This window comes from Nonomuraea sp. MTCD27, assembly GCF_041950495.1.
GTDB lineage: Bacteria > Actinomycetota > Actinomycetes > Streptosporangiales > Streptosporangiaceae > Nonomuraea.
In genome coordinates this window covers 650,036-675,377 of the sequence record NZ_JBGNUW010000001.1, presented here as the reverse complement: position 1 = coordinate 675,377, position 25,342 = coordinate 650,036, and the positions used below count along the sequence as shown (strand labels likewise).

The window sequence follows — 25,342 nt, the reverse complement described above, 5'->3', positions numbered from 1 at the left end:
CGTCCATGAACGGTGGCCGGGGCAAGGCTAGCGGTGGAGATCGGCGGTGCGGAACGCAAGAGCCGGTGCGGGATCCAGAAGACGGTGCGGGGGTCAGAAGTCGGTGGCGATGATGTGCTCGATGTTGCGCTCGGCGAGGGCCGTGATGGTGACGAACGGGTTGACCGTCGTGTTGCCGGGGATCAGCGCGCCGTCGATGACGTACAGGCCCGGGTAGGCGGCCAGGCGGCCGTAGTTGTCGGTGGCCCGGTTCAGCACGGCGCCGCCCAGCGGGTGGTAGGTCAGGTGGTCGCCCCAGATCTTGTAGATGCCGAAGAGGTCCGTCCGGTAGATCGTCCCCTCCTTCGCGTTGATCTTGTCGAAGATCGTTTTGGCCATGTCGATCGAGGGCTGCTTCCAGGCGGTCTGCCAGTTCAGCTCCACCCGGCCCGCGGCCGCGTTCCAGGAGAACTGCGCGCGGTGCGGGTTGTTCGTGATGGACAGGTAGAACGAGGCGAAGGTCTCGATGCCGGTGGGCAGCGGCGCGACCTCGGCGAACGCGCCACCGGCGGCCCAGTTGTCGATGCCGCAGCACGGGATGGCCGACTGCAGGCTGCCGGTCGGGTCCCACAGGTGGTTGGCGCGGCCGCACATGACGTTGCCGTTGTCGCCCCAGCCCTTGCCGACCTCGCCGTTCAGGGCGGGCAGCGCGCCGGTGGCCTTCAGCTTGACCAGGAGCTTGCTGGTGCCGACGCTGCCCGCGGCGAAGAACACCCGGTCGGCGGTGACGGTCTTGGTCGCGGTGACGTCGCCGTTGGTGGCGAGCTGCTCGATGGTCACCGTGTAGCCGCCGCCCGACGCGGGGGTGACCGAGGTGACCCGGTGCAGGGGCGAGACCGTGACCCGGCCGGTGGCCTTCGCCTGCGCCAGGTACGTCTTCTGCAGCGACTTCTTGCCGTGGTTGTTGCCGTAGAGGATCTCGCCGGCCAGCGCCGACTTGGTGACGGTGCCGGCCGCCTCGGCCTTCATGTAGTCCCAGTCGTACACGTCGGGGACGAACACGAACGGGAAGCCGGAGCGCTGGGCGTGCTTGCGGCCGACCCGGGCGTACTGGTAGCAGGCCGTCGTGTCGAACCAGGCCGGGTCGATCGTGCCGACCCCGAGGGCGGCGTTGGCGCGCGGGTAGTAGACGGAGTACATCTCGTCGGCGTTCACCGAGGGCAGGACGGCGGCGAAGTTCTCGCGCTTCGGGGTGACCGCCATGCCGCCGTTGACAAGCGAGCCGCCGCCGACGCCGCGGCCCTGGTAGACGGTGATGCCGCCGAACTCCTCCGCGTCCAGGACGCCGGTGTGGCGGGGGATGTCCCGGTCGATCGGGAAGCCGAGGAAGTAGTTGAGCGGTGCCTTGGTCCTCGTACGCAGCCAGTAGGAGCGGTAGTCGGGCTCGCGCGTGTTGCAGAAGATCTTGCCGTCCGAGCCGGGGGTGTCCCAGGCCATGCCCATCTCCACCAGGTGGACGTTCACGCCCGCCTGGGCCAGGCGCAGGGCGGCGACCGAGCCGCCGTACCCGGTGCCGATCACCAGGACGGGGACGTGCGCCCCGGAGGGGATCGCGCGGGCCGCCGGGGCGTGCACGCCCAGGGCGGCGGTCCCGAGGAGGGTGCCGGTTCCGGCGATGAAGCCGCGGCGGGTGAGGCTGCTCATGGGGCGGGCGGCTGAGCGGGGGAGGTCGTTCATCGGGCGGGCCTCGCTTCCGGCTTGCGGGCGGGGGAGGAGCCACTGGGCAGCCGGCACACGGTGTCCAGGCCCAGGACGTGATTGAGCCGGCCGAAGGCCAGCCACGAGCCGATGCACATGCTCAGCTCCACGATCTCGAGCTGGCTGTAGCGGGCGGTCATCCGGCCCCAGAACTCCTCGTCGAGGCCGTGGTGGTCCAGGGCGTACCGCTCGGCGTACTCGGCGGCCAGCCGGGTGCGCTCGTCGAAGGCATCGGTCGTACGCCACTGGGACACCGACTCGGCGAAGTCGTCCTCGACCTTCTGCCCGTCCCGTTCCGTCCGCCAGTCCAGGCAGAAGGCGCAGCCGTTGATCTGCGCGGTCCGCAGCCGGGCGGCCTCGAACTCGCGCAGCCCGAGCGTCGTGTGGGCGTACACCGACAGGGAGAAGTGGGCGGCGGCGGGGCCGATGCCGGGGACCATCTCGCCCCACACGTACTCGATCGCGTCCTTGCCCTCCGGGATGTCGATCCTCAAGGCCGTCTCCTTCCGAGCCTGCCGGCGATGGGGCGCAGCGGTACGTCGAGCGCGTCGTAGAGTCCCGGTTCGGCGGCCACGAGCCAGTCGATGGCGCCCACCAGGCGGCCCACGGCGGTCGCGTTGCCGCCGGCGGACCGGTTGCCGTCCTCGTCGGCGGCCTCGACCGTGACCTCGATCCGCGGCCGGCCCTCGATGATGACCCGGTGGGCCCCCACGCCGTCCGGGGCGAGCGGCCAGTCGGGGGCGCAGGACGGGTGGATGCGGGTGACGTGCTCGATCACGATGCGCGGCTCGCCCCCGACGATGCCCTGCACCTCGAACCGCACCGCGCCCTGCGTGCCGGCCAGGAACTCGCCCATCGACGCGGTGGTGACCGTGGCGTCGAGCGGGCGCCGCTCCACGGCCTCGCGGACCTCGTCGAGCTCGGCGCCGAGGGCCCGGGCCATCAGGCGCACCTGGCCGCCCCACACCATGGACGGCACCGTCGGCGCGATCATCGGCGGCTCGTAGTCCATCGGCTGGCCCATGCCGACCAGGTAGCGGACCGAGTCGGGCTGGTCGTAGGTGGAGTAGTCGAAGATCTCCTGGCAGCGTACGGCGTCCACGGTGGTGGCCAGCCCGCTGACCAGCAGGGGCAGCACGTCGTTGGCCCAGCCGGGATCGACGCCGGAGACGAACAGCGAGCCGCGGCCCTCCGCGATCGCGGCCAGCACCGGCTGACGCAGCTCGGGCGGGGCGCCGCGCTGGTCGTAGAGGGCGTACAGGGAGGGCGTGACGACCACGGCGCCCGCCCGCACGGCCCGGACGATGTCGGCCAGGGCCTCGTCGGGGCGGATGTCGCCGGAGGCCGCGTACACGACGGCGCCGGGGGCGGTGGCCAGGACCGCCTCGACGTCCGCGCTCGCCGCGACCCCGAGGCGGTGGCCGAGCCCGCCGAGCTCTCCCGCGTCGCGGCCGACCTTGGCGGGGTCGTGGACGAGCACGGCGGTCAGTTTCAGTGCCGGATGGGCTTCGACGGCGCGGATGGCGGCGCGGCCGATGTTGCCGGTACCCCAGACGATCGTGGACACCATGGGCGGAGCGTAGCAAGCGCTTGGTTTGGTGTATAGGCCCGCATTTCGGACCCCCCGACCAGGTCGGTCGCGTAGTCACTTTCTCACTTTTCGTGGCGGATCCTGGCCACGTCCGGCAAGCTGCTGTCACCGAATGCGGCGGAGCGAGCCGGACGGGTGGGGATCATGACGATGGGTGGGCGGCATGCCGGAAATCTGCCGCCGGAGATGACCAGTCTGGTAGGCCGCCGCGGCGAACTGGCCCGAATCCGGCGGTTGTGCCGCGAGTTCCGGATGGTGACGCTGACCGGGGTGGGCGGCGTCGGCAAGACCCGGCTCGCGTTGCGGGCCGCGGCTCTCATGCGGCCCGGATTCACCGACGGCACCTGGCTCGTGACGCTCTCGGCGCTGGACCAGGGGGCGCTGGTGCCGTACAGCATCGCCGAGGCGCTGCCGCTGGCCGACCGCACGACCAGGCCCATGATGGAGGTGCTGACCGAATACCTCGCCGACCGGCACCTGCTGCTCGTCCTCGACACCTGCGAGCACCTCGTCGAGGAGTGCGCCCGCACGGCCCGCGAGCTGCTGGTCGCCGCGCCACGGCTGTCGATCCTGGCCACCAGCCGCCGCCCGCTGGGCGTGCCGGACGAGCAGGTGCTGATCATCGACCCGCTGCCGGTCCCCGACGCCCGCGGCGAGGGCCGGCAGGAGGCGGTGACGCTGCTCGCCGACCGCACCGCCGCCGCCGTCCCCGGCTTCGCCGTCAACGACGACAACCGGGCCGAGCTGGTACGCCTGTGCCGCCGCCTGGAGGGCCTGCCGCTGGCGATCGAGCTGGCCGCGGCCCGGCTGCGCGAGCTGCCCGCCGCCGAGCTGTGCGAGCGGCTGGACGACCGCTTCGCGATGCTCGGCGACACCGAGAACGAGGTCCCCGGCGCCGACCCGCCCTGGCACCGGGCCCTGCGCACCGCGATCGGCTGGAGCCACGAGCTGTGCACGCCCGGCGAGCGGCTGCTGTGGGCGCGGGCCTCGGTGTTCGCCGGCAGCTTCGACGACCGGGCCGTCGCCGAGGTCTGCGCCGACGCGCTGCTGCCCGCCGCCACCATCCCCGGGCTCCTGGCCGAGCTGGTCGACAAGTCCATCCTGACCTGGACGCCGACCGGCGGGGGCGAGCGCTACCGGATGCTCGACACCATCCGCGAGTACGGCGCCGTCTGGCTGCGCGCCCTGGGCGAGCAGCAGACGCTGCGGCGCCGGCACCGCGACTTCTACCTGGCGCTGGCCCGCCGCGGCGACGCCGCCTGGCTGGGCCCCGACCAGGTCTCCTGGAACGACCGCACCACCGCCGAGCACGACAACCTGCGCAACGCCCTCGACTTCAGCCTGACCGCCCCCGGCGACCACACCGCGCTGGAGCTGGCCGCCGCGCTGTGGTTCTTCTGGTATCCGTGCGGGTTCCTCAGGGAGGGCCAGCACTACCTGGAGCGGGCCCTCTACCTCGACACCGAGCCGAGCACGGTGCGCAACCGCGCTCTGTGGGTGTGCAGCCTGACCCTCATGGTGCAGGGCGACGCGACCGCCGGCATGGCCTGGGCCGCCGAGTGCGCCGGGGTCGCCGACCAGCTCGGCGACACCTCGGCGGCGCTCGCCGCGCAGGCCATGGTCATGGCGGCGGCCACCATCAGGGGCGACCTGGCGCTGGCCCTGGCGCTGGCCGACAGCCTGCTGGCCGTGCACCGGCCGGAGCACGGGCTCACCCTGCCCACCCTCCTCGCCCGGCTGGGGCAGAGCCACGTGCACACCGCCGAAGGGCGCGTCGAGGACGCGGTCAAGGCGCTGGAGGAGATGTGCGCCGAGTGCGACAAGCACGGCGAGCGCTGGATGCGCGCGTACGCCGACCTCTTCCGCGCCCAGGCGGAGCTGGTGCTGGGCCGCTTCGAGGCGGCGCAGGCCTACGCCAGGGCGGCGCTGGAGATCAAGCACCGGCTGCACGACAGCATCGGGATCGCGCTGGCCCTCGACGTGCTGGCCTGCGCCGCGTCCGCGTCGGGGCAGGGCGAGCCCGCCGCCCGCCGGCTCGGGCTGGCCCAGCAGGTCTGGGACACCATCGGCCGGGCCCAGATCGGCATCCGCGAGTGGGTCGAGGCCAGGGAGAGGTGCGAGCGGCAGGCCCGCCGGGCGATCGGCGACCGCGCCTTCCAGGCCGCCTTCCAGGCCGGCTACGACACCGGCCTGGACACCGGGATCCTGCACGCGCTCGACCCGCCCGGCCCCGGCCCCGCCCAGGACCGCTGAGACCGTCAGCCCCCGTCGGCCCCCGTCATCCGGGCGGCGGCCTCGAACAGCAGCGGCTCGTGGCCGGGGCGGCAGACGAGCTGCAGGCCGACCGGCAGGCCGTCCACCGTGCCGGCCGGCACCGTCAGGGCCGGCAGGCCCAGCACGTTCCACGGGCTGGTCAGCGCGAGCAGCGCCGGCCGCACGGCCACCGTCCGGCCCTCCACCTCGGTCTCCCGCGAGTCGATCGGCGGCGCGGTGATCGGCACGGTCGGCAGCGCGAGCACGTCGTGTCCCGCGAACAGCGCGCCGGCCGCGCCGGCCAGCCGGGCCCGGGCCTCCACGGCGCGGACGTAGCGCCAGCCGGGCACGTCCGAGGCGACGCGCAGGCGTTCGAGCACCTCGGGGTCGAACAGCTCGGGCGCGCCCGCCAGCCGCTCGGCGTGCACGGCGGCCGTCTCGCAGCTCTGGATGGCCGCGTACGTCTCCCGCAGCTCCTCGGCGGCACCCTCCGGCAGCCGCACCTCCTCCGCCGCGCCCGCCACCGCCCGCACGGCGGCCGTCACCCGGGAGTCCCCGTCGCACAGCTCGGCCGGGTCGAGCCACGCCACCCGCACGCCCCCGGCGCCGTCCCGCGGGTGCCCGGCGTCCCCGGACAGGCGGCGGTGGGCGATCAGGCAGCTCTCATGGTCGCCGGCCAGCACGCCCACGTGGTCGAGGCTCCGGGACAGGGGGAACACGCCGTCGGTCGGGATCGCGCCGTACGCGGGCTTGAACCCGGCCACCCCGCACAGGGCGGCCGGGATGCGGACGGAGCCGCCCGTGTCCGTGCCGACGGCGAGCGGGACGATGCCCGCCGCCACGGCGGCCGCACTGCCGCCGCTGGAGCCTCCGGACATGCGCGCCGGGTCCCAGGGGTTGCGCGACGGGCCGGTGGCCGAGCGGTCGCCGGTGGGCCCGTACGCGAACTCGTGCGTCGTGGTCTTGCCGACGATGATCGCGCCGGCCGCGCGCAGCCGGGCCACGCACTCGGCGTCGGCGTCCGGGACGTAGCCGGCGAAGTGCCGTGACCCCATGGTCGCGGGCAGCCCGGCCACCATGATCAGGTCCTTCACCGCGACCGGCACCCCGTGCAGCGGCCCGCGGTCGGTGCCCCCGGCCAGCTCCGCGTCCGCCCGGCGGGCCGCCTGGAGCGCCCCGGCGGCGTCCACGGTGACGAACGCGTTGAGCGCCGGGTCGAGCGCGGCGACGGCGCCGAGCGCCCGCTCGACCAGGTCGACGGAGGTGGCGCGCCCGTCGCGCAGGTCCCGGGCGAGCTCGGTGACGGTGCGGCCGGTGAACGGGCCGGGGAAAGGGCCGGCGAAGGGGCCAGGGGGGATCGACATGGACCCCTTTCTACTAGCATCAGCGAGATGTCCGAGGCGCCGTCACCCGCCCGCCGCGTCCTGCGCTGGTCGCGCGGGCTCGCCGCCGTCGCCATCAGCCTCTGCGCGCTCGCGGGCGCGGTCCGCCTGATCGTCCCCGCCACCGCCGGGCCGGACGGCGAGCCGCCCGGGGTGCGCCGCCAGCTCGCGTTCCTGCGCTCGGCCCTGGACGCCGGGGAGGGGGAGCGGGCGCAGGCGCTGTTCCCCGAGGGCTACTTCTTCCTGCACGTCCTCTACGGCCTGAGCTGGGTGGACCTCGGCCTGCGCGAGCCCGGGGACACCCGGGCGCGGGCGCTGCGGGAGGCGCGGTGGGCGCTGGACCGGCTGGACTCGCCGGCCGGTCGCGCCCCGTTCAGCCCGGACCTCGTCCCGCCCCACGGCGTCTTCTACCAGGGCTGGACCAACTGGCTGCGTGGCGGGGCGCTGAGCCTGCAGCCGGGCGCGGCGCGCGATCCCGCCGAGCTGCGCCGCTTCACCGCCGACTCGGCGGCGCTCGGGCGGGCGTTCGACGGCTCGGACTCGCCGTACCTGGAGGCGTACCCGGGCCAGGCGTGGCCGGTCGACTCGACCGTGGCGGTGGCCTCGCTGCGCCTGCACGACGCGCTGCTGAGCCCGGCCCGGTACGCCGGCACGGTCGGACGCTGGCTCGACCGGACGCGCCGGCGGCTGGACCCGCGCACCGGGCTGCTCCCGCACCGCGCCGAGCCCGGCACCGGCGACCCGGCGGAGGTGGCCAGGGGCAGCTCGCAGAGCCTGATCCAGCGCTTCCTCGTCGACATCGACCCGGCCTTCGCCGCCGGGCAGTACGCCCGCTTCCGCGACCGCTACGTCGTCACCCCGCTCGGCCTCGGCCCGGCCGTGCGGGAATACCCCGAGGGGATGGACGGCCCCGGCGACGTCGACTCCGGCCCGCTCCCGCTGGGGGTGAGCCTGTCGGCCACCGCGGTCACCCTGGGCGCCGCCCAGGTCCACGGCGACGCCCCGCTCGCCGGAGCGCTGGCCAACTACGGTGAGCTGGCCGGCCTGCCCCTGGGCACCCCGTGGACCAAGCGGTACGCCTTCGGCCTGCTCCCGGTCGGCGACGCGTTCCTGGCCTGGTCGAAGACCGCCCGCCCCTGGGTGAGCGCCGGGCCCGCCCCGCCGCCCGCGACCGTCACGGGGTGGTGGCGGGCACCCTTGCTGGCCGCGCTGGCCGTGCTCGGCGTCGCGCCGTGGCTGCCGGCCCTCCGCCGCCGCTCGCGGCGCCGAGGCGGTGGGCCAGCCGGTCCAGCGCCGTGTTGATCACGATGAAGATGGCCGCGATGAGGATCGCCGCGGGGATGACGTTGGAGAAGTTGGCCGCGATCCCGTTCAGCCCGCGGTCCACCAGCTCGTCGTAGCCCACGATGAGCCCGAGCGCCGAGTCCTTGAGCAGCACCACGAACTGGCTGACCAGCGCGGGCAGCATGGCCTTGAGCGCCTGCGGGAGCAGGACGAGCCGCATCACCTGCCCCTTGCGCAGGCCCATCGCGTACGCCGCCTCCCGCTGCCCCTTGGGCAGGCTCAGCACCCCGGCCCGGACGATCTCCGCGATCACCGAGCCGTTGTAGAGGGTGAGCCCGAACACCACCGCCGCGAAGGCCGAGATGTTCACGCCGACGAGCACGAACGCCCCGAAGAAGGCGAAGAAGATCAGCAGCAGCAGCGGCACGGACCGGAAGAACTCCACCACCACGGCCGCCGGGATCCGGACCCACCGGTGCTCCGAGAGCCGGGCGGTGGCGAACACGAGCCCGAACAGCCCGGCCAGCACCACGCCCACGACGGCCGCGGCCAGCGTCCCGGCCAGGCCGGGCAGGATGAACGTGGTCCACACGTCGCCCCGCAGCAGCGGCGTCCACTTCTCCGCCGCCCACTGGTCCTTCTCCTCGAAGCGGACGACGACGAACCACCCCACCGCCAGCAGGCCGAGCGCGACGAAGGCCGTCAGCAGCCGGTTGCGCCGGATCCCGCGCGGCCCGGGGGCCTCGTACAGGTTCGCGTAGCTCATCGGGCCACCGCCAGCCGCTTCGACAGCCAGCCGAACAGCAGCCCCATCGGCAGGCAGAGCAGCACGAACCCGGCGGCGAAGCCGAGGAAGATCTCGATCACCTGGTCCCCGTACGTCTCGATCATCTCGCGCATCCGCACCGACGCCTCGGCCACGCCCACGACCAGCGCGATCGTGGTGTTCTTGGTGAGCGCGATGAGGATGCTGCCCAGCGGCGCCACCACGGCGCGGAACGCCTGCGGCAGCGTGATCAGCCCCAGCGTCTTGACGAAGCCCAGCCCCAGCGAGCGGGCGGCCTCGGCCTGCCCCACGGGCACCGTGTTGAGCCCGGAGCGCAGGGCCTCGCAGACGAACGCCGAGGTGTAGGCGGTCAGCCCGATGACGGCGAGCCAGAAGTTGTTGGTCGCGATGTCGTCGGACAGCTCGAGGCCCAGGTTCGCCCCGATGCCCAGGCCGGTGAACAGCAGCACCAGGGTGAGGGGCGTGTTGCGGGCCACGGTCACGTACACGGTCGCGGTGGCGCGCAGGGAGGCCAGCGGGGCCACCCGCATGGCGGTCAGCAACGTGCCCAGCACCAGGGAACCGAGCGCGCTGACCGCCGTCAGCCGCACCGTCATCCAGAAGGCGGCCAGGATGGTGCCGCCTTCGGTCAGCAACGCTTCCATCGGCCTCAGTACCGCTCGAGCTGCGGGGCCTGCGGCAGGGCGAAGCCGGAGGCGCCCACGCTGGACTGCAGCGCCTGGGTCCAGCTCCCGTCGGAGAACATCTTCTCCAGGGCGTCGTTGACCGCCTTGCGCCCGGCCGTGTCGTCCTTCTTCAGGCCGATGCCGTACTTCTCGGTGCTGAACGGCTTGCCGACCACCTTGAGCTTGCCGGAGTGCTGCGCGGCGTAGCCGGCCAGGATGACGTTGTCGGTGGTGATGGCGTCGAGCTGGCCGCCGAGCACGCGGTCCACGCACGCCGAGTAGGTCCGCTCCTCCTGGAGCTGCACCTCCTTGGCGTACTCGGTCTTGACCTTCTGCGCCGGGGTCGAGCCGGCGACCGAGCACAGCTTCTTGCCGTTGAGCGTCTCGGGCCCGGTCAGCGCCGCCTCGTCGGCACGGACCAGCAGGTCCTGCCCGGCCACGAAGTACGGCCCGGCGAAGGACACCTTCTGCTTGCGCGCGTCCGTGATCGAGTACGTGGCCACCACCATGTCCACCTGGCCCTGCTCGATGAACGCCTCCCGGTTGGCCGACACGGTCTCCTTGAACGTGATGCCCGACGGGTCGACGCCGAGCTGCTTGGCCACGTACTTGGCGACCTCGACGTCGAAACCGGTGAAGCTCCCGTCCGGGGTGCGCAGCCCGAGGCCGGGCTGGTCGGCCTTCACGCCGATGACCAGCTTCTTGTCGTTCTTGGCCTTGTCCACGATGGAGGCGTAGCTCTCCTCGCCGCCCCCGCACCCGGTGGCGGTAATGGCGAGCACGGCGAAAACGGCGTAAAGGGATTTGCCGAACATGACACTCCTTAATGGGTGAGGATCTTGGCGAGGAAGGACTGGGCGCGGTCACTGCTCGGCGCGCCGAAGAAGGTGCCGGGGGTGTTCTGCTCGACGATCTCGCCGTCGGCCATGAAGACCACCCGGTCGGCCGCCCGCCGGGCGAAGCCCATCTCGTGGGTGACGACGACCATGGTCATGCCCTCGCGGGCCAGCGCCGTCATGACCTCGAGCACCTCGTTGACCATCTCCGGGTCCAGCGCCGAGGTGGGCTCGTCGAACAGGATCGCCTTCGGGTCCATGGCCAGCGCCCGCGCGATGGCCACCCGCTGCTGCTGGCCGCCGGAGAGCTGGGCGGGGAACTTGGCCGCCTGGCCGCCGATGCCGACCCGGTCGAGCAGCTCGCGGGCCTTGCGCACGGCCTCGTCCCTGGACCGCTTCAGCACGTGGACCTGCCCGAGGACGACGTTGTCCAGGACGGTCTTATGGGCGAAGAGGTTGAAGGACTGGAACACCATGCCGACCTCGGCGCGCAGCCGGGCCAGCTCCCGGCCCTCGGCGGGCAGCGGCGTACCGTCGAGGGTGATCGTGCCGGAGTCGATGGTCTCCAGCCGGTTGATCGCCCGGCACAGGGTGGACTTGCCCGCCCCGGACGGGCCGATGATCACGACGACCTCGCCCTGCCGGACCGTCAGGTCCACGTCCCTGAGCACGTGGTGATCGCCGAACCGCTTGTTGACCTGGTCCAGGACGATCAGGTCCGACTGCGTCATGCGTCACGCTCCTTGTCTCGGTCAGCGTTGGCGTAACCGTAGGAGCCGTGTGCGTCGCGGAAAGGCTTGTGATCGTTCTGCTCAGCGATTGGCCGGTCCGCGGAGGGATCAGCGGGTGGCCGGCCTGGAGGACTCCGAGGTCGCTCCGCCCACCCCGATGGTGGCCATGAAGGCGCGGTCCCACTGCCCGTCGCGCAGCCAGCGCGCGATCAGCCCGTTGAGGTAGTCGCGGAAGGCCGCGTCCTGCTTGCGGATGCCGATCCCGTACGGCTCGCGCCCGAACGGCTTGCCGACCAGCCGCAGCGTGTCGGGATGCTGGGCCAGCAGCCCGAGCAGGATGGTGTTGTCGGTGCTGAGCGCGTCCACCCGCCCGGCCACCAGCGCGGGCACGCAGATGCTGTAGGCGTCGACGATCTCCAGCTCGGCGGTGGGGACGGTGGTGCGCAGGCGGTCGACGGAGGTGGAGCCGGTCGCCGTGCAGACGGTCTTGCCGTCCAGGTCGGACACCTGGTTGATGGTGGAGTCGCCGGCCCTGACCAGCATGTCCTGCCCGGCGTAGTAGTACGGGTCGGTGAAGGACACCCGCTCGGCGCGGGCCGGGGTGATCGAGTAGGTGGCGACGACGAGGTCCACCACGCCCTGGGAGATGAAGTTCTCGCGCTCGCGCGAGACGGTCTCGACGAACCGGATGTTGCGCTCGCTGCCGGTGAGGTCCTTGGCCACCAGCCGGGCCATCTCGGCGTCGAAACCGGTGATCCGCCCGCTGGCCGGGTCCTTGTAGCCGAACATCGGCTGGTCGAACTTGATCCCCACGGTGAGGACGCCGCGCTCCCTGATGCGGGCCATCGTGGAGTCCTCGGGGAAGGCGTCGGACTCGCCGCAGCCCGTGGGCAGGAGACAGACCAGCACCACCGCGAGTAACACCCGCAGCCCGCTCACTGAGCCCCCCTCACCGGACGCGATATCGGTTCTGCGGCCGGCCGGTGGGCCCGTATTTCGGGCGCCCCTCGACGAGCCCGCGCTCGGCGAGGTGCTCCAGGTAGCGGCGGGCGGTGGCCCGGCTGACGCCGATCATCGCGGCCAGCTCCTGCGCCGAGGCGTCCTCCTCGACCTCGGCCAGCGCGTCCAGCACGGCCTGCTCGGTCGCCGCCGAGATGCTCTTCGGCCGGGCGGCCTGGTCGAGGTGGAGCGAGCGGAAGAGCCGGTCGATCTCCTGCTGCTCGGCGAAGCGGCCGCCCGACTCGAGCTGCTCGGTGGTGGCCGCGTAGCGGAGCAGCGCCTGCTCCAGGGTGCCCGTCCTGGTCGGTTTGACCAGGTAGTAGAGGGCGCCGCGCTGCATGGCCGCGCGTACCGTCGCCGACTCCTTGCGGCCCGAGATGACGATGACGTCGGCGGGCGGCTGCTCGGGGCGGCGCAGCCGGTGCGCCACCTCCAGGCCGGGCATATCCGGAAGGTGCAGATCCAGCAGGACCAGCCGGGGCGCGAAACGGCCGGCGGCGGCCAGCGCCGCGTGCCCGGTATGCGCGATCCCCACCACCCGGAAGCCGAGCACCCGGTTCACCTGCGCCTGCAGCGCGGCGGTGACGACGGGGTCGTCATCCACGATGAGTACGGTGATGTCCCTGGGCTCAGGCATCGCCACGCTCCTCGTCCATTTGGTCGATCTTTGCAGCTTAGGCGGGTTTTATTACAAAAGATCGACTTTTGCTCGTTCTGCTCACCGGGATCCGGCGCGCGCGCCGGATCCCTCCTACTCTGTACCCGAACGAGTGGGGGGAGGGACGGACGCCCGTGCGATGGTTGCTCGCGGTGACGGCCCTGTGGACGCTGCTCGGCCTGCTGCCCCTCGCGCTGCTCACCTCCTCCAGCATCTCGCTGTCGGAGCAGGCGGTGCAGGACGAGGTCACCGACCGGGTCAGGACCACCGCGTCGGTCGGCCGGGTCGTGGTGGAGCAGCAGATGGCCTCGCTCAAGCAGCTCGTCACCGCGTACGCGCAGCGGCCCCAGGTGCGCGAGGCGGTCGAGGACCCGCCCACCGGCACCCTGCGCGACTGGCTCGACGAGCTGCGCCGCATGCGCGACGGCGTCAGCGGGCTGATGCTGGTCTCCCCGGAGGGCGGCATGATCGGCGCCGAGCCGCCGAGCGTGCTGCCGCAGGACATCTCCAGCACCGACTGGTACCGCGCGGTGCGCGACCAGCGCCAGGCCCATGTCTCCCAGGCGTACACGCCGACGATGCGCGACGTGTCCAGGGCCGTCGCGGTGACCGCGCCGGTCCCGAGCGCCGACGGCACCCGCATGCTCGGGATGCTCACGGTCGTCTACAGCCTCGACGCCATCCAGGTGTTCGCCGAGGAGGCCGCCGACGCGCAGGACATCCGGCTGCTCATCACCGACAAGGCCGGCGTGCTCGTCGCCGACCCCGGCAGGAAGCTGTACGCCCTGACCTCCCTGCGCGAGGACCCCCGGGTGGACGCCGCGCTGGCCGGGCAGGCGTGGAGCGGCACCTACAGCGGCATCGACGGCATGGTGCTGTCGGCCTCGGAGCCCATCCCCAGCATCGGCTGGACGGTCACCGCCGAGGTCTCCGCCAGCGAGGCGCTGGCCTCGGCCGAGCAGCTGCGCACGAACGTGCTCACCGTCGCCGCCCTGCTCGCGCTGCTCATCCTCATCGGCCTGGGCCTGCAGATCCACTCCACCCGCGGCCGCCGCCGGGCGCAGGCCACCCTGGCCAGGTACGCCGCCGAACTGGCCGCCGCCAGGGACGACGCGGTCAGCGCCTCCAGCGCCAAGTCGGAGTTCGTGGCCAAGATCAGCCACGAGATCCGCACCCCGATCAACGGCGTGCTCGGCATGAACTCCCTGCTCATGGGGACCCGCCTGGACGAGGAGCAGCGCTACTACGCCAGCACCGCCCAGGAGTCGGCCCACAACGTGCTGCGCCTGCTCGACGACTTCCTCGACCTGTCCAGGATCGAGGCCGGCCACCTCCAGGTCGAGGCCGTGCCGTTCGACCTGCCCCGCCTGTGCGACGAGGTGGTGGCGCCGTTCGCGCCGCACGCCTACGAGCAGGGGCTCTGGCTCACGCTCCGCCTCGACGAGGGCGTGCCGCGGCAGGTGTGCGGCGACCCGGCCCGGCTGCGCCAGGTGCTGACGAACCTGGTCGGCAACGCGCTGAAGTTCACCGTCCAGGGCGGCGTCGACCTGCACGTCACGCTCGACGAGGGCGAGCCCGGCGAGGACCGGGTGGTGCTCAGGTTCGCCGTGGCCGACACCGGGATCGGGGTCGGCCCCGCCGACCGGGAGCGGGTGTTCGGCGTCTTCCGCCAGGTCGACTCGCCGATCACGCGCAGGACCGGCGGCAGCGGGCTGGGCCTGGCCATCAGCCGGCAGCTCGTCGAGCTCATGGGCGGGCGGATCGGGCTGGACAGCGTGGAGGGCGTGGGCAGCCGGTTCTGGGCGACGCTGCCGGTGGACGTGCTGACCTGGTCGGAGCCGGGGGCCGGGGCGCTGGAGGGGCGGCGGGCGCTCGTCGCCGACCAGCGCCCCGAGGACCGGACGCTGGCCGCGCGGTTCCTGGCGCAGGCCGGGGCCGAGGTGGAGCAGACCAGGGACGACGAGTCCGCCCTGACGCTCCTGCGGACCGCCGCCGTGGACGGGCGGCCGTACGAACTGGCGGTGGTCGCCCTCGAACTGGGCGCTTCCGGCGGCCCCGGCACACCGGGCTCCCTGGCCGCCGCCATCCTGGCCGACCCGCTGCTCCAGGCCACCAGCGTCATCGTGGTCGTCACCCCGGGCCGCTCGGGGTTCGCCTGGCCGGTCGCGGCGGGGGAGCGGGCCGTGCAGTCGATCACCCGGCCGCTCAGCCGGCGCCGCCTGCTCGCCGCAGTGGAGAACGCCCTGGGCACCGCCGAGTGCCCCGGCGAGCACCTGGCCGTCGCCGGCGGCGGCCCGGACGGGGGCGCCCGGATCCTGGTGGCCGAGGACGACGAGGTCAGCCGCCAGGTGGCGATGCTCGTCCTGGAACAGGCCGGCCACGAGGTCGACGTGGTGGACAACGGCGAGCAGGCCGTGCGGGCGGTGCTGGCCGGCGGGTACGACCTGGTGTTCATGGACTGCCAGCTCCCCGTGCTCGACGGCCTGGCCGCCACCGAGGAGATCAGGAGCCGCGAGGACGTCCACACCCCGATCATCGCGATGACCGCCGCGGCCATGCCGGACGACCGCATCCGGTGCCTGGAGGCGGGCATGGACGACCACCTGGCCAAGCCGGTGGACTGGGCGCGCCTGCTGGCCAGGATCCCGGAGTGGACGGCCTCCGCCGGGCTGCCGCCCGAACTGGCCGGGCTGTCGCCGGAGGCGCTGGCGGACGTGGCGCGGGCCTACCTATCGACGGCCACGCGGACGTTCGAGGAGCTGAGGCAGGCCGTACACGACGGGGACCTGCCGACGGCGGCCGCGCTCGCGCACCGGCTCAAGGGGGCCTGCGCGACCGTCGGCGCGGTCCGCGAGGCCGGGCTGTGCGAGCGGATGGAGAGCCTGGCCCGGTCCGGGGAGCCCGTCGGGGAGGAACTGCTGCAGGAGCTGGAGGGACTGCTCAGCGACGTTCCGGAGTGGATGAACGCCTCCTGTTCCTGATGCGAGGCGGCCTCACGCGCCGCACGAGCAGTCGCAGCCGCCGCCGTCACAGCAGTCGCAACGCTTGCAGCAGCGGCAGCAGTCGCAACACTCGCCGCAGTTGCCGCAGCCGCAGTCGGAGATCCGGCCCGCGTAGCAGCGGTCGTCCCAGTCGCGGCCCTTCCACTTGCTCCACCGGGGCCGCCACACCCCGCACGTCAGGAACGTCGTCACCCCGGCCGCCGACTTGCGGATCCAGCCCGGGTGGTCGTAGGAGGCGCCGGGCGAGCGGGTGTGCGGGTCGAACGTGCGGGTGACCGCGCGCCGGACCTCCGTGCCGAGCAGCGTGTCGACCAGGTGGCGCTCCTCGAAGTCGACCTCCCGCAGCGCGAGGGCCAGGCCGTGGGCGGCGTCGTCGCACAGGCGGCGGGCCTGCGCGGGCGTGGTCCCCGTGGCCGTCAGCGGGTTGAACGCGCCCCGCGCCGCGTCCTCGGCCCGGTCCTCCGCCGCGTCCAGCAGGTGCGCGATCCGGCCGAAGAACCGGCCCGCCTCGGCCAGCGCGGCGGCGTTGCCCGGCCGCCCGGCCAGCACCGCCGTGTGCGCGAACGCCGCCGCCACCGCGTCCTCGGCGGGCGCCGTCAGCTCGAGCACGGGCGGCCGGTCCGGGGGAAGGCGGCGTTCCAGGGTCAGCTGGCGGTCCACAGCCGAGACCAGGGGTGCCGGGTCGAAGCCGACCCCGGCCGCCAGGCGCGCTCCGCCCGCCGCCCAGCGGGACGCCAGCACCGTCCTCGCCCGGCCGAAGGTGGCCTCGCCGTCCGCCACGTGGTCGCGCAGCCGGCCCGCCGCCAGCAGGAGCGAGACCGCCGCCGCCAGCCGGGCCCCGCTCGCCCGCGCGTCCACCACCTCGGCGGACCGGAAGCCGCGTAACGCGCACGGCCCGGCCAGGCGGCGCGGCGCCGACGACGGGAGCTGGGCCTCCGTGAGGACCGAGACGATCAGCGTGTCGTAGTTGGTGGTCAGCCGCGCCCCGTGCCCCTGCCCGTCCCGCAACGTCAGGCAGAGGCCGCACAGATGCGCCTGCCACGCCGCACGCAGCGACGGGCATCCGTGCTCGACACAGGGGCGAATGATCCCGAACACACGACCTCACAGGCTTCCGGAACGACAGAGCAGAACGACCGAGTAGAACGACAGGGCAGATCGTACGGCTCTCCGCCAGGCCCATTACGGACTTCCGCCATCAAGGTCGGCGGCTCGCCCCCATGGTCCCCGCCCCGCACGGCTCCTAGCGTGGGGCGGCGTGATCAGTCTCAAGGGTTTGACCAAACGCTACGGCGACCGGCTCGCCGTCGACGACCTGTCGCTGGAGCTGAAACCGGGCACGGTGACCGGCTTCCTCGGCCCGAACGGGTCGGGCAAGTCGACGACGATGCGCCTGATCCTCGGCCTCGACCGGCCCACCGCCGGCACCGCGCTCGTCGGCGGCGTCCCGTACCAGCGCATCAGGAACCCGCTGCGCACCGTCGGCGCGCTGCTCGACGCGCGGGCCGTGCACCCCGGCCGCAGCGGTCACGCCCACCTGGTGGCGCTGGCCCGCAGCAACGGCATCGCGCGGCGGCGGGTGGGCGAGGTGCTGGAGACGGTGGGCATGGCGGGCGCGGCGCGCAAGCGGGCCGGCACGCTGTCCCTCGGGATGAGCCAGCGGCTCGGGATCGCGGCGGCGCTGCTCGGCGACCCCGAGGTGCTCATGTTCGACGAGCCCGTCAACGGGCTGGACCCGGACGGCGTGCGGTGGGTACGCGGGCTCATGCGATCGCTGGCCGCCGAGGGCCGTACGGTCTTCGTCTCCAGCCACCTGATGAGCGAGATGCAGCTCACCGCCGACCATCTCGTGGTGATCGGCAAGGGGAGGCTCATCATGGACGCGCCGCTCGCGGACGTCCTGGCCGGCAGCTCGCTGACGTCCGTGCTGGTCCGCACCCCGCACGCCGGCGACTTCGCCGCCCGCCTGCGCGCCGACGGGATCAAGGTGGACCGCCTCGGCGAGAACGAGCTCGAGGCCACCGGCGCGGCCATCGAGCGGATCGGCGACCTGGCCCACGAGGCGGGGATCCGGCTGCACGGGCTGCGCACCAGGGAGGCGTCCCTGGAGCAGGCCTATCAGGAGCTGACCTCGGGCAGCGTGGAGTACGGAGCGGGCGTATGAGGACGTTGTGGCAGGCGATCGGGGCCGAGTGGGGGAAGCTGTGGTCGGTCCGGTCCACGTGGTGGTCCCTGGCCTGCGCGTTCGCGCTGACCGTGCCGACCGCGCTCACCCTGGGCGGCGCGACGGCCACCGACGCCGTGCGCGAGGGTTTGGCGGGCGTGCGGATCACGGCCAGCGAGCCCGTGGTCTCGGCCACGTCGTTCGTGCAGTTCGCGCTGGTGGCCCTGGCCATGCTGACGATCACCTCGGAGTACGCCTCCGGGGGCATCCGGATCACGCTGCAGGCCACGCCCGCGCGCGGGGTGATGCTGGCGGCCAAGGCGCTGGTGGTGGCGCCGGTGATGTTCGTGGCGGGCGTGCTGTCGGGGGCGGTGGCCACGGTGGCCGTGTACCTGGTGCTGTCGATCGACGTGTTCGGCGGGCTCGTCGTGCTGCCGGTCGGGGAGGTCGTGCTCGACCTGCTGGGCGTGGGGGTGTTCTTCGCGCTGGTGTCGGTGATGACGATCGGCGTCGGCGCCGCGATGCGCAGCGCGGCGGGCACGCTGACCGTGGTGTTCATGCTGCTGATGGGCTTGCCGCTGATGTTGCTGATGACCGGGAGCCAGGCGGCGGTGGACGCCTCGATGCGCATGCCGATGTTCGCCGGGCTGGCGTTCATGGGCAGCACGGACAACATGACCGGCGGGCCGATCCCGTACTCGGCGGGGGAGGGGCTGGTATGGCTGCTGGCCTGGGCGGCGGTGGCGGTGGCGGCGGGGCACGCCGTCCTGCGCCGCCGCGACGCCTGAGCGTGGGCGGGGTGGAGGCGTGGTGAAGGTGCGGGTGCCCGGCAGGGCGCCGCGACGCCTAGAATTCTCGCCCGTGTCAGGCAGCCGGATCGTTCGCGTGCCGGCCGGAGTCCTCCTGGGGATGGCTCTCGGCCTGGCCGAGCTGGCCTTCCTGTGCATGGCGGGGCCCGCGTCCCTGGTCCCGGCGCTGCGGCCGGTCGTGGCGCGCGGGCTGGCCGGGCTGACGGCCCTCGAACGGGCCCGCCTGTCCACGTGGCTCGGGCACGACACGACGCGGCGGGACGGCGGGTACGCCTTCCTGGCCGCCCGCGCCGTACTCGGCCTCGTGGGCGGGTACGCCTGCGCGGCGGCCCTGTTCCTCACCGGCCTGCTGCTGTTCGGCGGCACCTGGGACCTCCTGTGGGGCGAGCCGGAGCCGGTCCCCGTGGAACTGCCGGGCGTCAAGATCGTCACCGACAGCGGCGTGCTCGGCCTGACCGGCGGGATCGGCCTGCTGGCCGTGACCGTCTTCATGATCCTGGCGCTCGCCGCCCTCGAACACCGCCTGGCGGAGCACTTCCTCGGCCCCGGCAGCCAGGAGCTCATGCGCCGGCGCATCGCCGAGCTGACCGCGACCCGCTCCGGCATCGTCCGGGCCGTGGACGACGAGCGGCGCAGGATCGAGCGCGACCTGCACGACGGCGTGCAGCAGCGCGGCGTCGCCCTGGCCATGCTGCTCGGCCGCGCCCGGCACAGCCGCGACCACGACCGGACCGCCGAGCTGGTCGCCCAGGCCTACACCGAGTCGCGCCAGCTCCTCGACGAGCTGCGCAGCGTGGCCTGGCGGATCTACCCGACCGCGCTCGACGAGCTGGGGCTGCGCGCCGCGCTCGCGGGCGTGGCCGAGCGGTCCAGCGTGCCGGTCACCGTGCACCACGGGCTGGCCGGCCGGCCCGCCTCCGAGGTCGAGACCGCCCTGTACTTCGTCGCCCGAGAGGCCATCACCAACGCCGTCAAGCACGCCGGCGCGCATGACATCCTGGTGGTCCTGAGCGAGGACGAGCGGACGGTGAGCGTGGCGATCTCGGACGACGGCGTGGGCGGCGCCGACCCCTCGGGCGGCGGCCTGTCCGGGCTGGCCCGGCGCGTCCAGGCGCTCGACGGGACGTTCACCGTCGACAGCGCCCCCGGCGGGCCCACCCGCATCACCGCGACCCTGCCCAAGGCGCCGCCGTGCGGGTGATCCTGGCCGACGACTCCGTGCTGCTGCGCGAGGGTCTGACCCGGTTGCTCGACGACGCCGGGCACGAGGTCGTCGCCGCCGTCGGCGACGCGCCCGCGCTGCTCGACGCCGTCGAGCGCCACCGGCCCGACGTGGCCGTGATCGACGTACGCATGCCGCCCTCGCACAAGGACGACGGCCTGCGTGCCGCGCTGGAGATCCGCGAGCGCCTGCCGGAGGTCGCGGTGCTCGTCCTGTCGCAGTACGTCGAGCCCCACTACGCCGCCAGGCTCCTGGCCGGCTCCACCGAAGGGCTCGGCTACCTGCTGAAGGACCGGGTCTCGGAGGTGGCCGAGTTCCTCGACTCGCTGGAGCGGGTGCGCGCGGGCGGCACGGCGTTCGACCCGGAGGTGGTGCGGCAGCTCCTGGCCCGCACCACCCGCGCCGACCCGCTGAGCAGGCTCAGCCCGCGCGAGGCCGAGGTGCTGCGGCACCTCGCCCAGGGCTTCGTGAACGCCGCCATCGCCGAACGCCTGCACGTCTCGCTCAGCACGGTCGAGAAGCACGTCAACGCCATCATGGACAAGCTCGACCTGCCCCGCGACCCGGTCTACAGCCGCCGCGTGCTGGCGATCCTGCGCTACCTCGAGAGCTGAGCGGCGGCCTGCACCCGCTGAGCGGCGAGCTTCACCCGCCGAACGGCGAGACGATGCTGCCCTCCCTGGTCAGCCGCTCCAGGGTCCGCTGCATGGACTTGGCGTCGTTCAGGTGCGGGAACGGCTCCCCCTCGGGGACGTCCACGCCCAGGAACCGGCAGAGCGGCTCCCACCCCTCCCGAACGTCGAACACCAGCAGCCGCTCCTCGGGCAGGCTCTCCTTGACCGTGGCCACGTGCCGCTCGAACGCCGCCACGGCGCTCTCCTCGTCGGGCAGCCCGTCCCGGAACGACCGGCCGGCGCCGAAGACGGAGCCGGTGATGTGGTCGAGCACCGGCTGGAGCCGCATCATGCCCCGGAAGAAGCCCGCCGCCGCCTCCGGGAGGTCGTCGGGCAGCTGCCGCCCGGGGCCGTTGGCGATCAGCATCTGCATGCTCACGTACCAGGCGTGCGGGTCGCGTACGGTGAGCACGACCTTCGCCTCCGGGTACGCCCGCGCCTGCTCCCGCCAGAAGTGGGCGGCCGGCCAGTCCTGCGTGGAGCGGAACCCGTCGAACACGTGCTCCCAGTCCACCTCGGCGCCCTCGGCGAGGGGCAGCCACCGGTCGACGCGATCCTGTTGGGTCATGATGTCGAACATGTGATGGCAGGGCCCGAACCCGAGCCGTTCCAGCGCCGCCTTCATCGAGCTGGTTCCGGTGCGCGGGAACCCCGCGCCTATGACGGTAAGCACATCGCACCTCCATGAGTGATCTACCGCCTACGAGGCGCGCGGGGGCGCGAGTGTGACACTGCGCGGCGGATTGGCCTCGGTAGCGCCCGGGTAAGGAGCACACTTGGCCGCCGCACCCCGGCGCCGGCCGGAAACAGGGGGAAGGACCACGTCATGACCGTCATGCTCGCCGACGGCCGCCCGATGCCGCGCCTGGGGCTGGGCACCTGGCCCATGGACGACGAGGAGGCCCGCCCGGCCGTCACCCACGCCGTCTCGCTCGGCTACCGGCTGATCGACACCGCCGCCAGCTACGGCAACGAGCGGGGCGTCGGCGCCGCCGTGGCCGACGCGCCGGTCGCCAGGGAGGAGCTGTTCGTCACCACGAAGCTGCGCGGCTCCCAGCACGGCTACGACGCGGCCCTGCGCGGCTTCGAGGAGAGCCGGGCCCGGCTCGGCCTCGACTACGTCGACCTCTACCTCATCCACTGGCCGCTGCCCGGCCGCGACCTCTACGCCGACACCTGGCGAGCCTTCGTGCACCTGCGCGAGCAGGGCCTGGCCCGCTCGATCGGCGTCTCCAACTTCACGCCCGCGCAGATCGAGCGGGTGGCCGACGAGACCGGCGTCTGGCCCGCCGTCAACCAGGTCGAGCTGCACCCCGGCTTCCCCCAGCGCGACGTGCGCGCCTGGCACGCCGAGCACGACATCGTGACCGAGTCGTGGAGCCCGCTCGGCGCCGGCCGCAAGCTGCTGGACGAGCCGGCGGTCCGCGACCTGGCCGCCGCCCACGGCCGCACGCCCGCCCAGGTGGTGCTCCGCTGGCACGCGCAGCTCGGCGCCGTGCCCATCCCCAAGTCGGCCAACCCGGAGCGCATGCGGCAGAACTTCGAGGTGTTCGACTTCAGCCTGTCGCCGGAGGACATGGCCCGCCTCGACACCCTCGACGGCGCCGGCCGCCTCGGCGGCGACCCCGACACACACGTGGAGCTCTGAAGGGTGCTTTAGGGGGCTTTAGGGGGCTTTGAAGGGGAGCGCCGGAACAGCGCCAGAACACCGCCGGAACAGCGCCAGAACATCGCCGGAACAGCGCCAGAACAGCGCTAGAACGCCGTGTTGGCCAGCCAGTGATCCAGCAGCGCCCGCTTCCCGCTGACGTCGCCGGGCGGCACGCGCCGCGCGAACACCAGCATGATCTCGGTCATCGAGCCCGACACCACCACGTCGCCGTCGCTGCGCCCGCGCTCCCACCGGATCCCCTCGGGCAGCCTGGTGACCAGCCAGCCGTCCATCCCGTGCGGCCGGACGCCGAGCCGCTCGCCCGCGCCGCGCAACCTGGCCAGCTCCGGGACGAACGTCTCCACCGCCGCCGTCCGCGCCATCATCTCCAGACCCTCGGTCAGCACGTCGGCCGCCAGGTCGTCGGCGATCCCGTACGCGGCCCCCGTCGTGAGCGCCGCGTCGTAGTGGTGGATGGCGGTCTCGCAGAACATCCTGCGCAGCCAGAACGTCGCCGGCGCCGGGCCCACGATCGACCACATCCGAGCCCCGGGATCGGCCTCCCCGACGGCCGCGATCAGCTCCTCGGCGCCGGCGCGCAGCCACCCCTCCCATTTGCCCGGCGGGCCGGGGTCGGCCTCGCGCGGGGAGGGGATCGGCTGGGGCGCCCCCGTCCGTACGATCTCCGCCGCCCACCGGTCGGCCTGCCCGATGTGCCCCACCAAGGTGGCCAGCCGCCACTCCGGGCAGGTCGGCACCATGGCGTCCGGCTCGCCGCCGGCCGCCGCGCGGGCGAACCCGGCGGTGTGCTCCCGCAGGGCCTCCACGAGCCGCGTGGTGTCGGGCACTGGGTCGGGCACTGGGCCGGAAACTGTGTCGGGCCCTGGGTCCACTGTCGCCATGACGGAACTCCTCTCGAACGGGTACGCCAGAACGGTAGGAACTCCAGTCCAGTGGAGATCAAGCCCAAGCTGCTCCACCTCGCCGACGATCGGCAAATTGTGCTCGCCCAGGAGTCCGGCCGGGTCGTGTGCTCCAACGCCAAGTGCGAGGACGAAAACGGCGAGCGGCCTCGCGGACGTATCGGCAAGAATCGCCTGGACGGGCCCGCAAGGTTGACCTGGGCCGACGGGCGCACCGCCTGCTACTACGGCCAGGAGGCATCGTGAGCGACAAGACGCCCCTGGGCGATCGGATGAAGAGCTACGAGGCGGTCACCCGCACGCTTCTGCCGCGCCGTACGTACGCCGTGGTGAGGGTGGACGGCCGGGCCTTCCACCCGTTCCTGCGGCACGCCGACAGGCCCTTCGACGACGACGTGATGGCGTCGATGGACGCCGTGGCGAAGGCGCTGTGCGAGGACATGTCCGGCGCCGTGTTCGCCTTCACCCAGTCCGACGAATGCTCCGTGCTGCTGACGGACTTCGAGGCGCACGGCACGCAACCATGGTTCGGCGGCGTCATCCAGAAGATCGTGTCCATCGCGGCGTCCACGGCGTCGGTGGCGTTCAACCGCCGCTACAGCGCGGGCCACGACGGCGCGCACGCCACGTTCGACGCCCGAGTCTTCACCATCCCGGACGTGGTTGAGGTGGCGAACTACTTCCTGTGGCGGCAGCGGGACTGCGTCCGCAACTCCATCACCATGGCCGCCCAGGCCCGGTTCCCCCACAAGCAGCTCCACGGCGTGAGCACAGGCGACATGCAGGAGATGCTGTGGTCGCAGCACGGTATCAACTGGAACGACTACCCCGACGGTGCCAAGCGCGGCCGCGTGTGCGTCCGCCACACCGAGGAACGGGACGTCACCTGGACGGGGCAGCAGCCCGGCCGGCAGATCACCTCGCCGGCCGTGCGGTCCCACTGGTCGTCCGTGGCCGCGCCACACTTCACCGCGAAACCCGACGGATGGCTGGCGTCCGTCATCCCGCCCATGCCGTCCCTCATGGGCTGACGTGGAGGCATCATGATCCAGCAGAAGGCAACGGAGCCGAACGCTCCGCGGGCACCCACGATCCGGGGTTACCTGTACGCGCGAGCAAGAACGACAACTGCAGCGGCAGGAGGCCGTTCGGCAGTTCAGCAGTTCGAGCTGGCCGTTCGACGTGTAGGCCGGCCCTGATCAAGGCCGACCAGATCGCAGGCACATTCGACGAAGACGGCTACATCGAGGAGGCCGACACCACCATGGGCGACCCACTCATCGCCGCCGCGCCCAGGACGCTCACCGAGGCCCGCAACAGCGGCAGCCCCGGGCGGGCACGTCACCTTCCATCCCGCCATCCGGGAAGCCGTGTGCAAGGCCCGCGCTGAGAAGAGAAAGCAGGACACGACATGACCCTTTCCGATTGGCGCCAGATCCTGAGCTTCGCCCACGCCCACTCCCGCAACGTGACAGTGCACCTGACCAGCGGAGCCGCATTCACTGGCATCGCAACTGGGCTAGGTATGGACCTCGTCGTGATCGAGCAACACGACCCCGAGACCGGCAAGGACCACGAACACCACCTTGCGTTCCACGCCATCGTCGCGATCACGCTCGCGCCGGAGGACTGATGTCCGAGCAACCGCAGTTCGGCAGCGCGCCGTGAGGGCGGATCAGCTCCCGAACTGATTCGAGTTCTTGAGCCCCACAGGCTCAGGCCGAGCACGTACTTCCAGGTCAAATCGGTGGCCACCGCCTCAGCGGCCTGCCGGTCGGTGAGATTTTCCACCCGCTGCAACACCGTGATCAACGCCGGCCGTTTCGGCGACCAGCCCGGCCTGCCCTCTCTCCCGAAGGCGCCCGCGAACGACTCATCAGCGAACACCTCGCCGAGTTCATCGCGTCTCGCTGGAGGGCTACTACCAGAAAGGGCACGGCCGAAGCGGTTCCGGCCGTGCCCTTTCGCGTTTCA

The 25,342-nt window shown here is 72.8% G+C and carries 23 protein-coding genes and 1 pseudogene; 10 read left to right on the top strand and 14 right to left on the bottom strand.

Annotation, left to right across the window (positions count from 1 at the left end):
• Positions 1-93 precede the first annotated feature (93 nt).
• From ACBJ59_RS03160 to ACBJ59_RS03150, 3 genes are read right to left on the bottom strand one after another with little or no spacing between them, the layout of a single operon-like run.
• Entirely contained in the window at positions 94-1,716 is a 1,623-nt protein-coding gene (locus tag ACBJ59_RS03160; RefSeq protein ID WP_375108636.1) for a GMC oxidoreductase, read from the bottom strand.
• Entirely contained in the window at positions 1,713-2,231 is a 519-nt protein-coding gene (locus ACBJ59_RS03155; RefSeq protein WP_364125006.1) for a carboxymuconolactone decarboxylase family protein, read from the bottom strand. Before ACBJ59_RS03155 ends, ACBJ59_RS03160 begins: the two co-directional genes overlap by 4 nt.
• Positions 2,228-3,307 carry a dihydrodipicolinate reductase gene (locus tag ACBJ59_RS03150; protein ID WP_375108635.1) on the bottom strand — a complete coding sequence of 360 codons (1,080 nt, stop codon included), beginning with the start codon at positions 3,305-3,307 and terminating at the stop codon, positions 2,228-2,230. Before ACBJ59_RS03150 ends, ACBJ59_RS03155 begins: the two co-directional genes overlap by 4 nt.
• A 207-nt stretch (positions 3,308-3,514) precedes the next feature.
• Here ACBJ59_RS03150 and ACBJ59_RS03145 point away from each other — a divergent pair, with 207 nt between their 5' ends.
• Positions 3,515-5,581: an ATPase gene (locus ACBJ59_RS03145; RefSeq protein WP_375108634.1), complete on the top strand. Its 2,067-nt coding sequence runs from the start codon at positions 3,515-3,517 to the stop codon at positions 5,579-5,581.
• A gap of 5 nt (positions 5,582-5,586) precedes the next feature.
• Here the strand turns inward: ACBJ59_RS03145 and ACBJ59_RS03140 are convergent, their stop codons facing one another.
• The 7 genes from ACBJ59_RS03140 to ACBJ59_RS03110 form a co-directional block, all read right to left on the bottom strand.
• Complete coding sequence (locus ACBJ59_RS03140) at positions 5,587-6,945, bottom strand: amidase (protein WP_375108633.1); 1,359 nt, start codon at positions 6,943-6,945, stop codon at positions 5,587-5,589.
• Positions 6,946-8,137: 1,192 nt separating this feature from the next.
• The gene (locus ACBJ59_RS03135; protein ID WP_375108632.1) at positions 8,138-9,013 is read right to left on the bottom strand and encodes an amino acid ABC transporter permease; all 876 of its coding nucleotides are present in this window, start codon (positions 9,011-9,013) and stop codon (positions 8,138-8,140) included.
• Entirely contained in the window at positions 9,010-9,678 is a 669-nt protein-coding gene (locus tag ACBJ59_RS03130; protein WP_364125020.1) for an amino acid ABC transporter permease, read from the bottom strand. The genes ACBJ59_RS03135 and ACBJ59_RS03130 overlap by 4 nt, the downstream gene beginning before the upstream one ends.
• Before the next feature lie 5 nt (positions 9,679-9,683).
• Positions 9,684-10,514, bottom strand: a complete 831-nt coding sequence (locus ACBJ59_RS03125; RefSeq protein WP_375108631.1) for a glutamate ABC transporter substrate-binding protein — start codon at positions 10,512-10,514, stop codon at positions 9,684-9,686.
• Between the two features lie 8 nt (positions 10,515-10,522).
• Positions 10,523-11,266, bottom strand: a complete 744-nt coding sequence (locus tag ACBJ59_RS03120; protein WP_375108630.1) for an amino acid ABC transporter ATP-binding protein — start codon at positions 11,264-11,266, stop codon at positions 10,523-10,525.
• A gap of 108 nt (positions 11,267-11,374) precedes the next feature.
• On the bottom strand, positions 11,375-12,205 hold the full coding sequence (locus ACBJ59_RS03115; protein WP_375108629.1) for a glutamate ABC transporter substrate-binding protein: 831 nt from the start codon (positions 12,203-12,205) through the stop codon (positions 11,375-11,377).
• Between the two features lie 10 nt (positions 12,206-12,215).
• Positions 12,216-12,902 (bottom strand): response regulator, encoded by a 687-nt coding sequence (locus ACBJ59_RS03110; RefSeq protein ID WP_364125031.1) that lies wholly within the window; start codon positions 12,900-12,902, stop codon positions 12,216-12,218.
• Positions 12,903-13,057: 155 nt separating this feature from the next.
• Here ACBJ59_RS03110 and ACBJ59_RS03105 point away from each other — a divergent pair, with 155 nt between their 5' ends.
• Entirely contained in the window at positions 13,058-15,904 is a 2,847-nt protein-coding gene (locus ACBJ59_RS03105; protein WP_375108628.1) for a response regulator, read from the top strand.
• Between the two features lie 12 nt (positions 15,905-15,916).
• On the opposite strand, the gene ACBJ59_RS03100 is transcribed toward ACBJ59_RS03105, so the two are convergent.
• Entirely contained in the window at positions 15,917-17,023 is a 1,107-nt protein-coding gene (locus ACBJ59_RS03100) for a DUF5685 family protein (RefSeq protein WP_375108627.1), read from the bottom strand.
• Positions 17,024-17,183: 160 nt separating this feature from the next.
• Between ACBJ59_RS03100 and ACBJ59_RS03095 the strand changes: the two genes are divergently transcribed.
• From ACBJ59_RS03095 to ACBJ59_RS03080, 4 genes are all read left to right on the top strand, one after another.
• A complete protein-coding gene (locus tag ACBJ59_RS03095; RefSeq protein WP_375108626.1) occupies positions 17,184-18,089 on the top strand; it encodes an ATP-binding cassette domain-containing protein in 906 nt (301 codons plus the stop codon).
• Positions 18,086-18,877 carry an ABC transporter permease gene (locus ACBJ59_RS03090; protein ID WP_375108625.1) on the top strand — a complete coding sequence of 264 codons (792 nt, stop codon included), beginning with the start codon at positions 18,086-18,088 and terminating at the stop codon, positions 18,875-18,877. Before ACBJ59_RS03095 ends, ACBJ59_RS03090 begins: the two co-directional genes overlap by 4 nt.
• A gap of 73 nt (positions 18,878-18,950) precedes the next feature.
• Complete coding sequence (locus tag ACBJ59_RS03085; RefSeq protein ID WP_375108624.1) at positions 18,951-20,099, top strand: sensor histidine kinase; 1,149 nt, start codon at positions 18,951-18,953, stop codon at positions 20,097-20,099.
• Entirely contained in the window at positions 20,090-20,734 is a 645-nt protein-coding gene (locus tag ACBJ59_RS03080) for a response regulator (RefSeq protein ID WP_375108623.1), read from the top strand. The genes ACBJ59_RS03085 and ACBJ59_RS03080 overlap by 10 nt, the downstream gene beginning before the upstream one ends.
• A gap of 31 nt (positions 20,735-20,765) precedes the next feature.
• Here ACBJ59_RS03080 and ACBJ59_RS03075 read toward each other — a convergent pair whose 3' ends face one another.
• The gene (locus ACBJ59_RS03075) at positions 20,766-21,467 is read right to left on the bottom strand and encodes a sulfotransferase family protein (RefSeq protein ID WP_375108622.1); all 702 of its coding nucleotides are present in this window, start codon (positions 21,465-21,467) and stop codon (positions 20,766-20,768) included.
• A 153-nt stretch (positions 21,468-21,620) separates the two neighbouring features.
• Between ACBJ59_RS03075 and ACBJ59_RS03070 the strand changes: the two genes are divergently transcribed.
• The gene (locus ACBJ59_RS03070) at positions 21,621-22,442 is read left to right on the top strand and encodes an aldo/keto reductase (protein ID WP_375108621.1); all 822 of its coding nucleotides are present in this window, start codon (positions 21,621-21,623) and stop codon (positions 22,440-22,442) included.
• A 107-nt stretch (positions 22,443-22,549) separates the two neighbouring features.
• Here ACBJ59_RS03070 and ACBJ59_RS03065 read toward each other — a convergent pair whose 3' ends face one another.
• Entirely contained in the window at positions 22,550-23,347 is a 798-nt protein-coding gene (locus ACBJ59_RS03065; protein WP_375108620.1) for a maleylpyruvate isomerase family mycothiol-dependent enzyme, read from the bottom strand.
• Positions 23,348-23,398: 51 nt separating this feature from the next.
• Here ACBJ59_RS03065 and ACBJ59_RS03060 point away from each other — a divergent pair, with 51 nt between their 5' ends.
• From ACBJ59_RS03060 to ACBJ59_RS03050, 3 genes are all read left to right on the top strand, one after another.
• Positions 23,399-23,614: a hypothetical protein gene (locus tag ACBJ59_RS03060; protein WP_375108619.1), complete on the top strand. Its 216-nt coding sequence runs from the start codon at positions 23,399-23,401 to the stop codon at positions 23,612-23,614.
• Positions 23,611-24,399 (top strand): tRNA(His) guanylyltransferase Thg1 family protein, encoded by a 789-nt coding sequence (locus ACBJ59_RS03055; RefSeq protein ID WP_375108618.1) that lies wholly within the window; start codon positions 23,611-23,613, stop codon positions 24,397-24,399. Before ACBJ59_RS03060 ends, ACBJ59_RS03055 begins: the two co-directional genes overlap by 4 nt.
• Positions 24,400-24,779: 380 nt before the next feature.
• Positions 24,780-25,001, top strand: a complete 222-nt coding sequence (locus ACBJ59_RS03050) for a hypothetical protein (RefSeq protein ID WP_375108617.1) — start codon at positions 24,780-24,782, stop codon at positions 24,999-25,001.
• 77 nt (positions 25,002-25,078) lie between these two features.
• On the opposite strand, the pseudogene ACBJ59_RS03045 reads toward ACBJ59_RS03050, so the two are convergent.
• Positions 25,079-25,273: pseudogene (locus tag ACBJ59_RS03045) on the bottom strand (transposase); the annotation flags it as partial.
• Positions 25,274-25,342 lie beyond the last annotated feature (69 nt).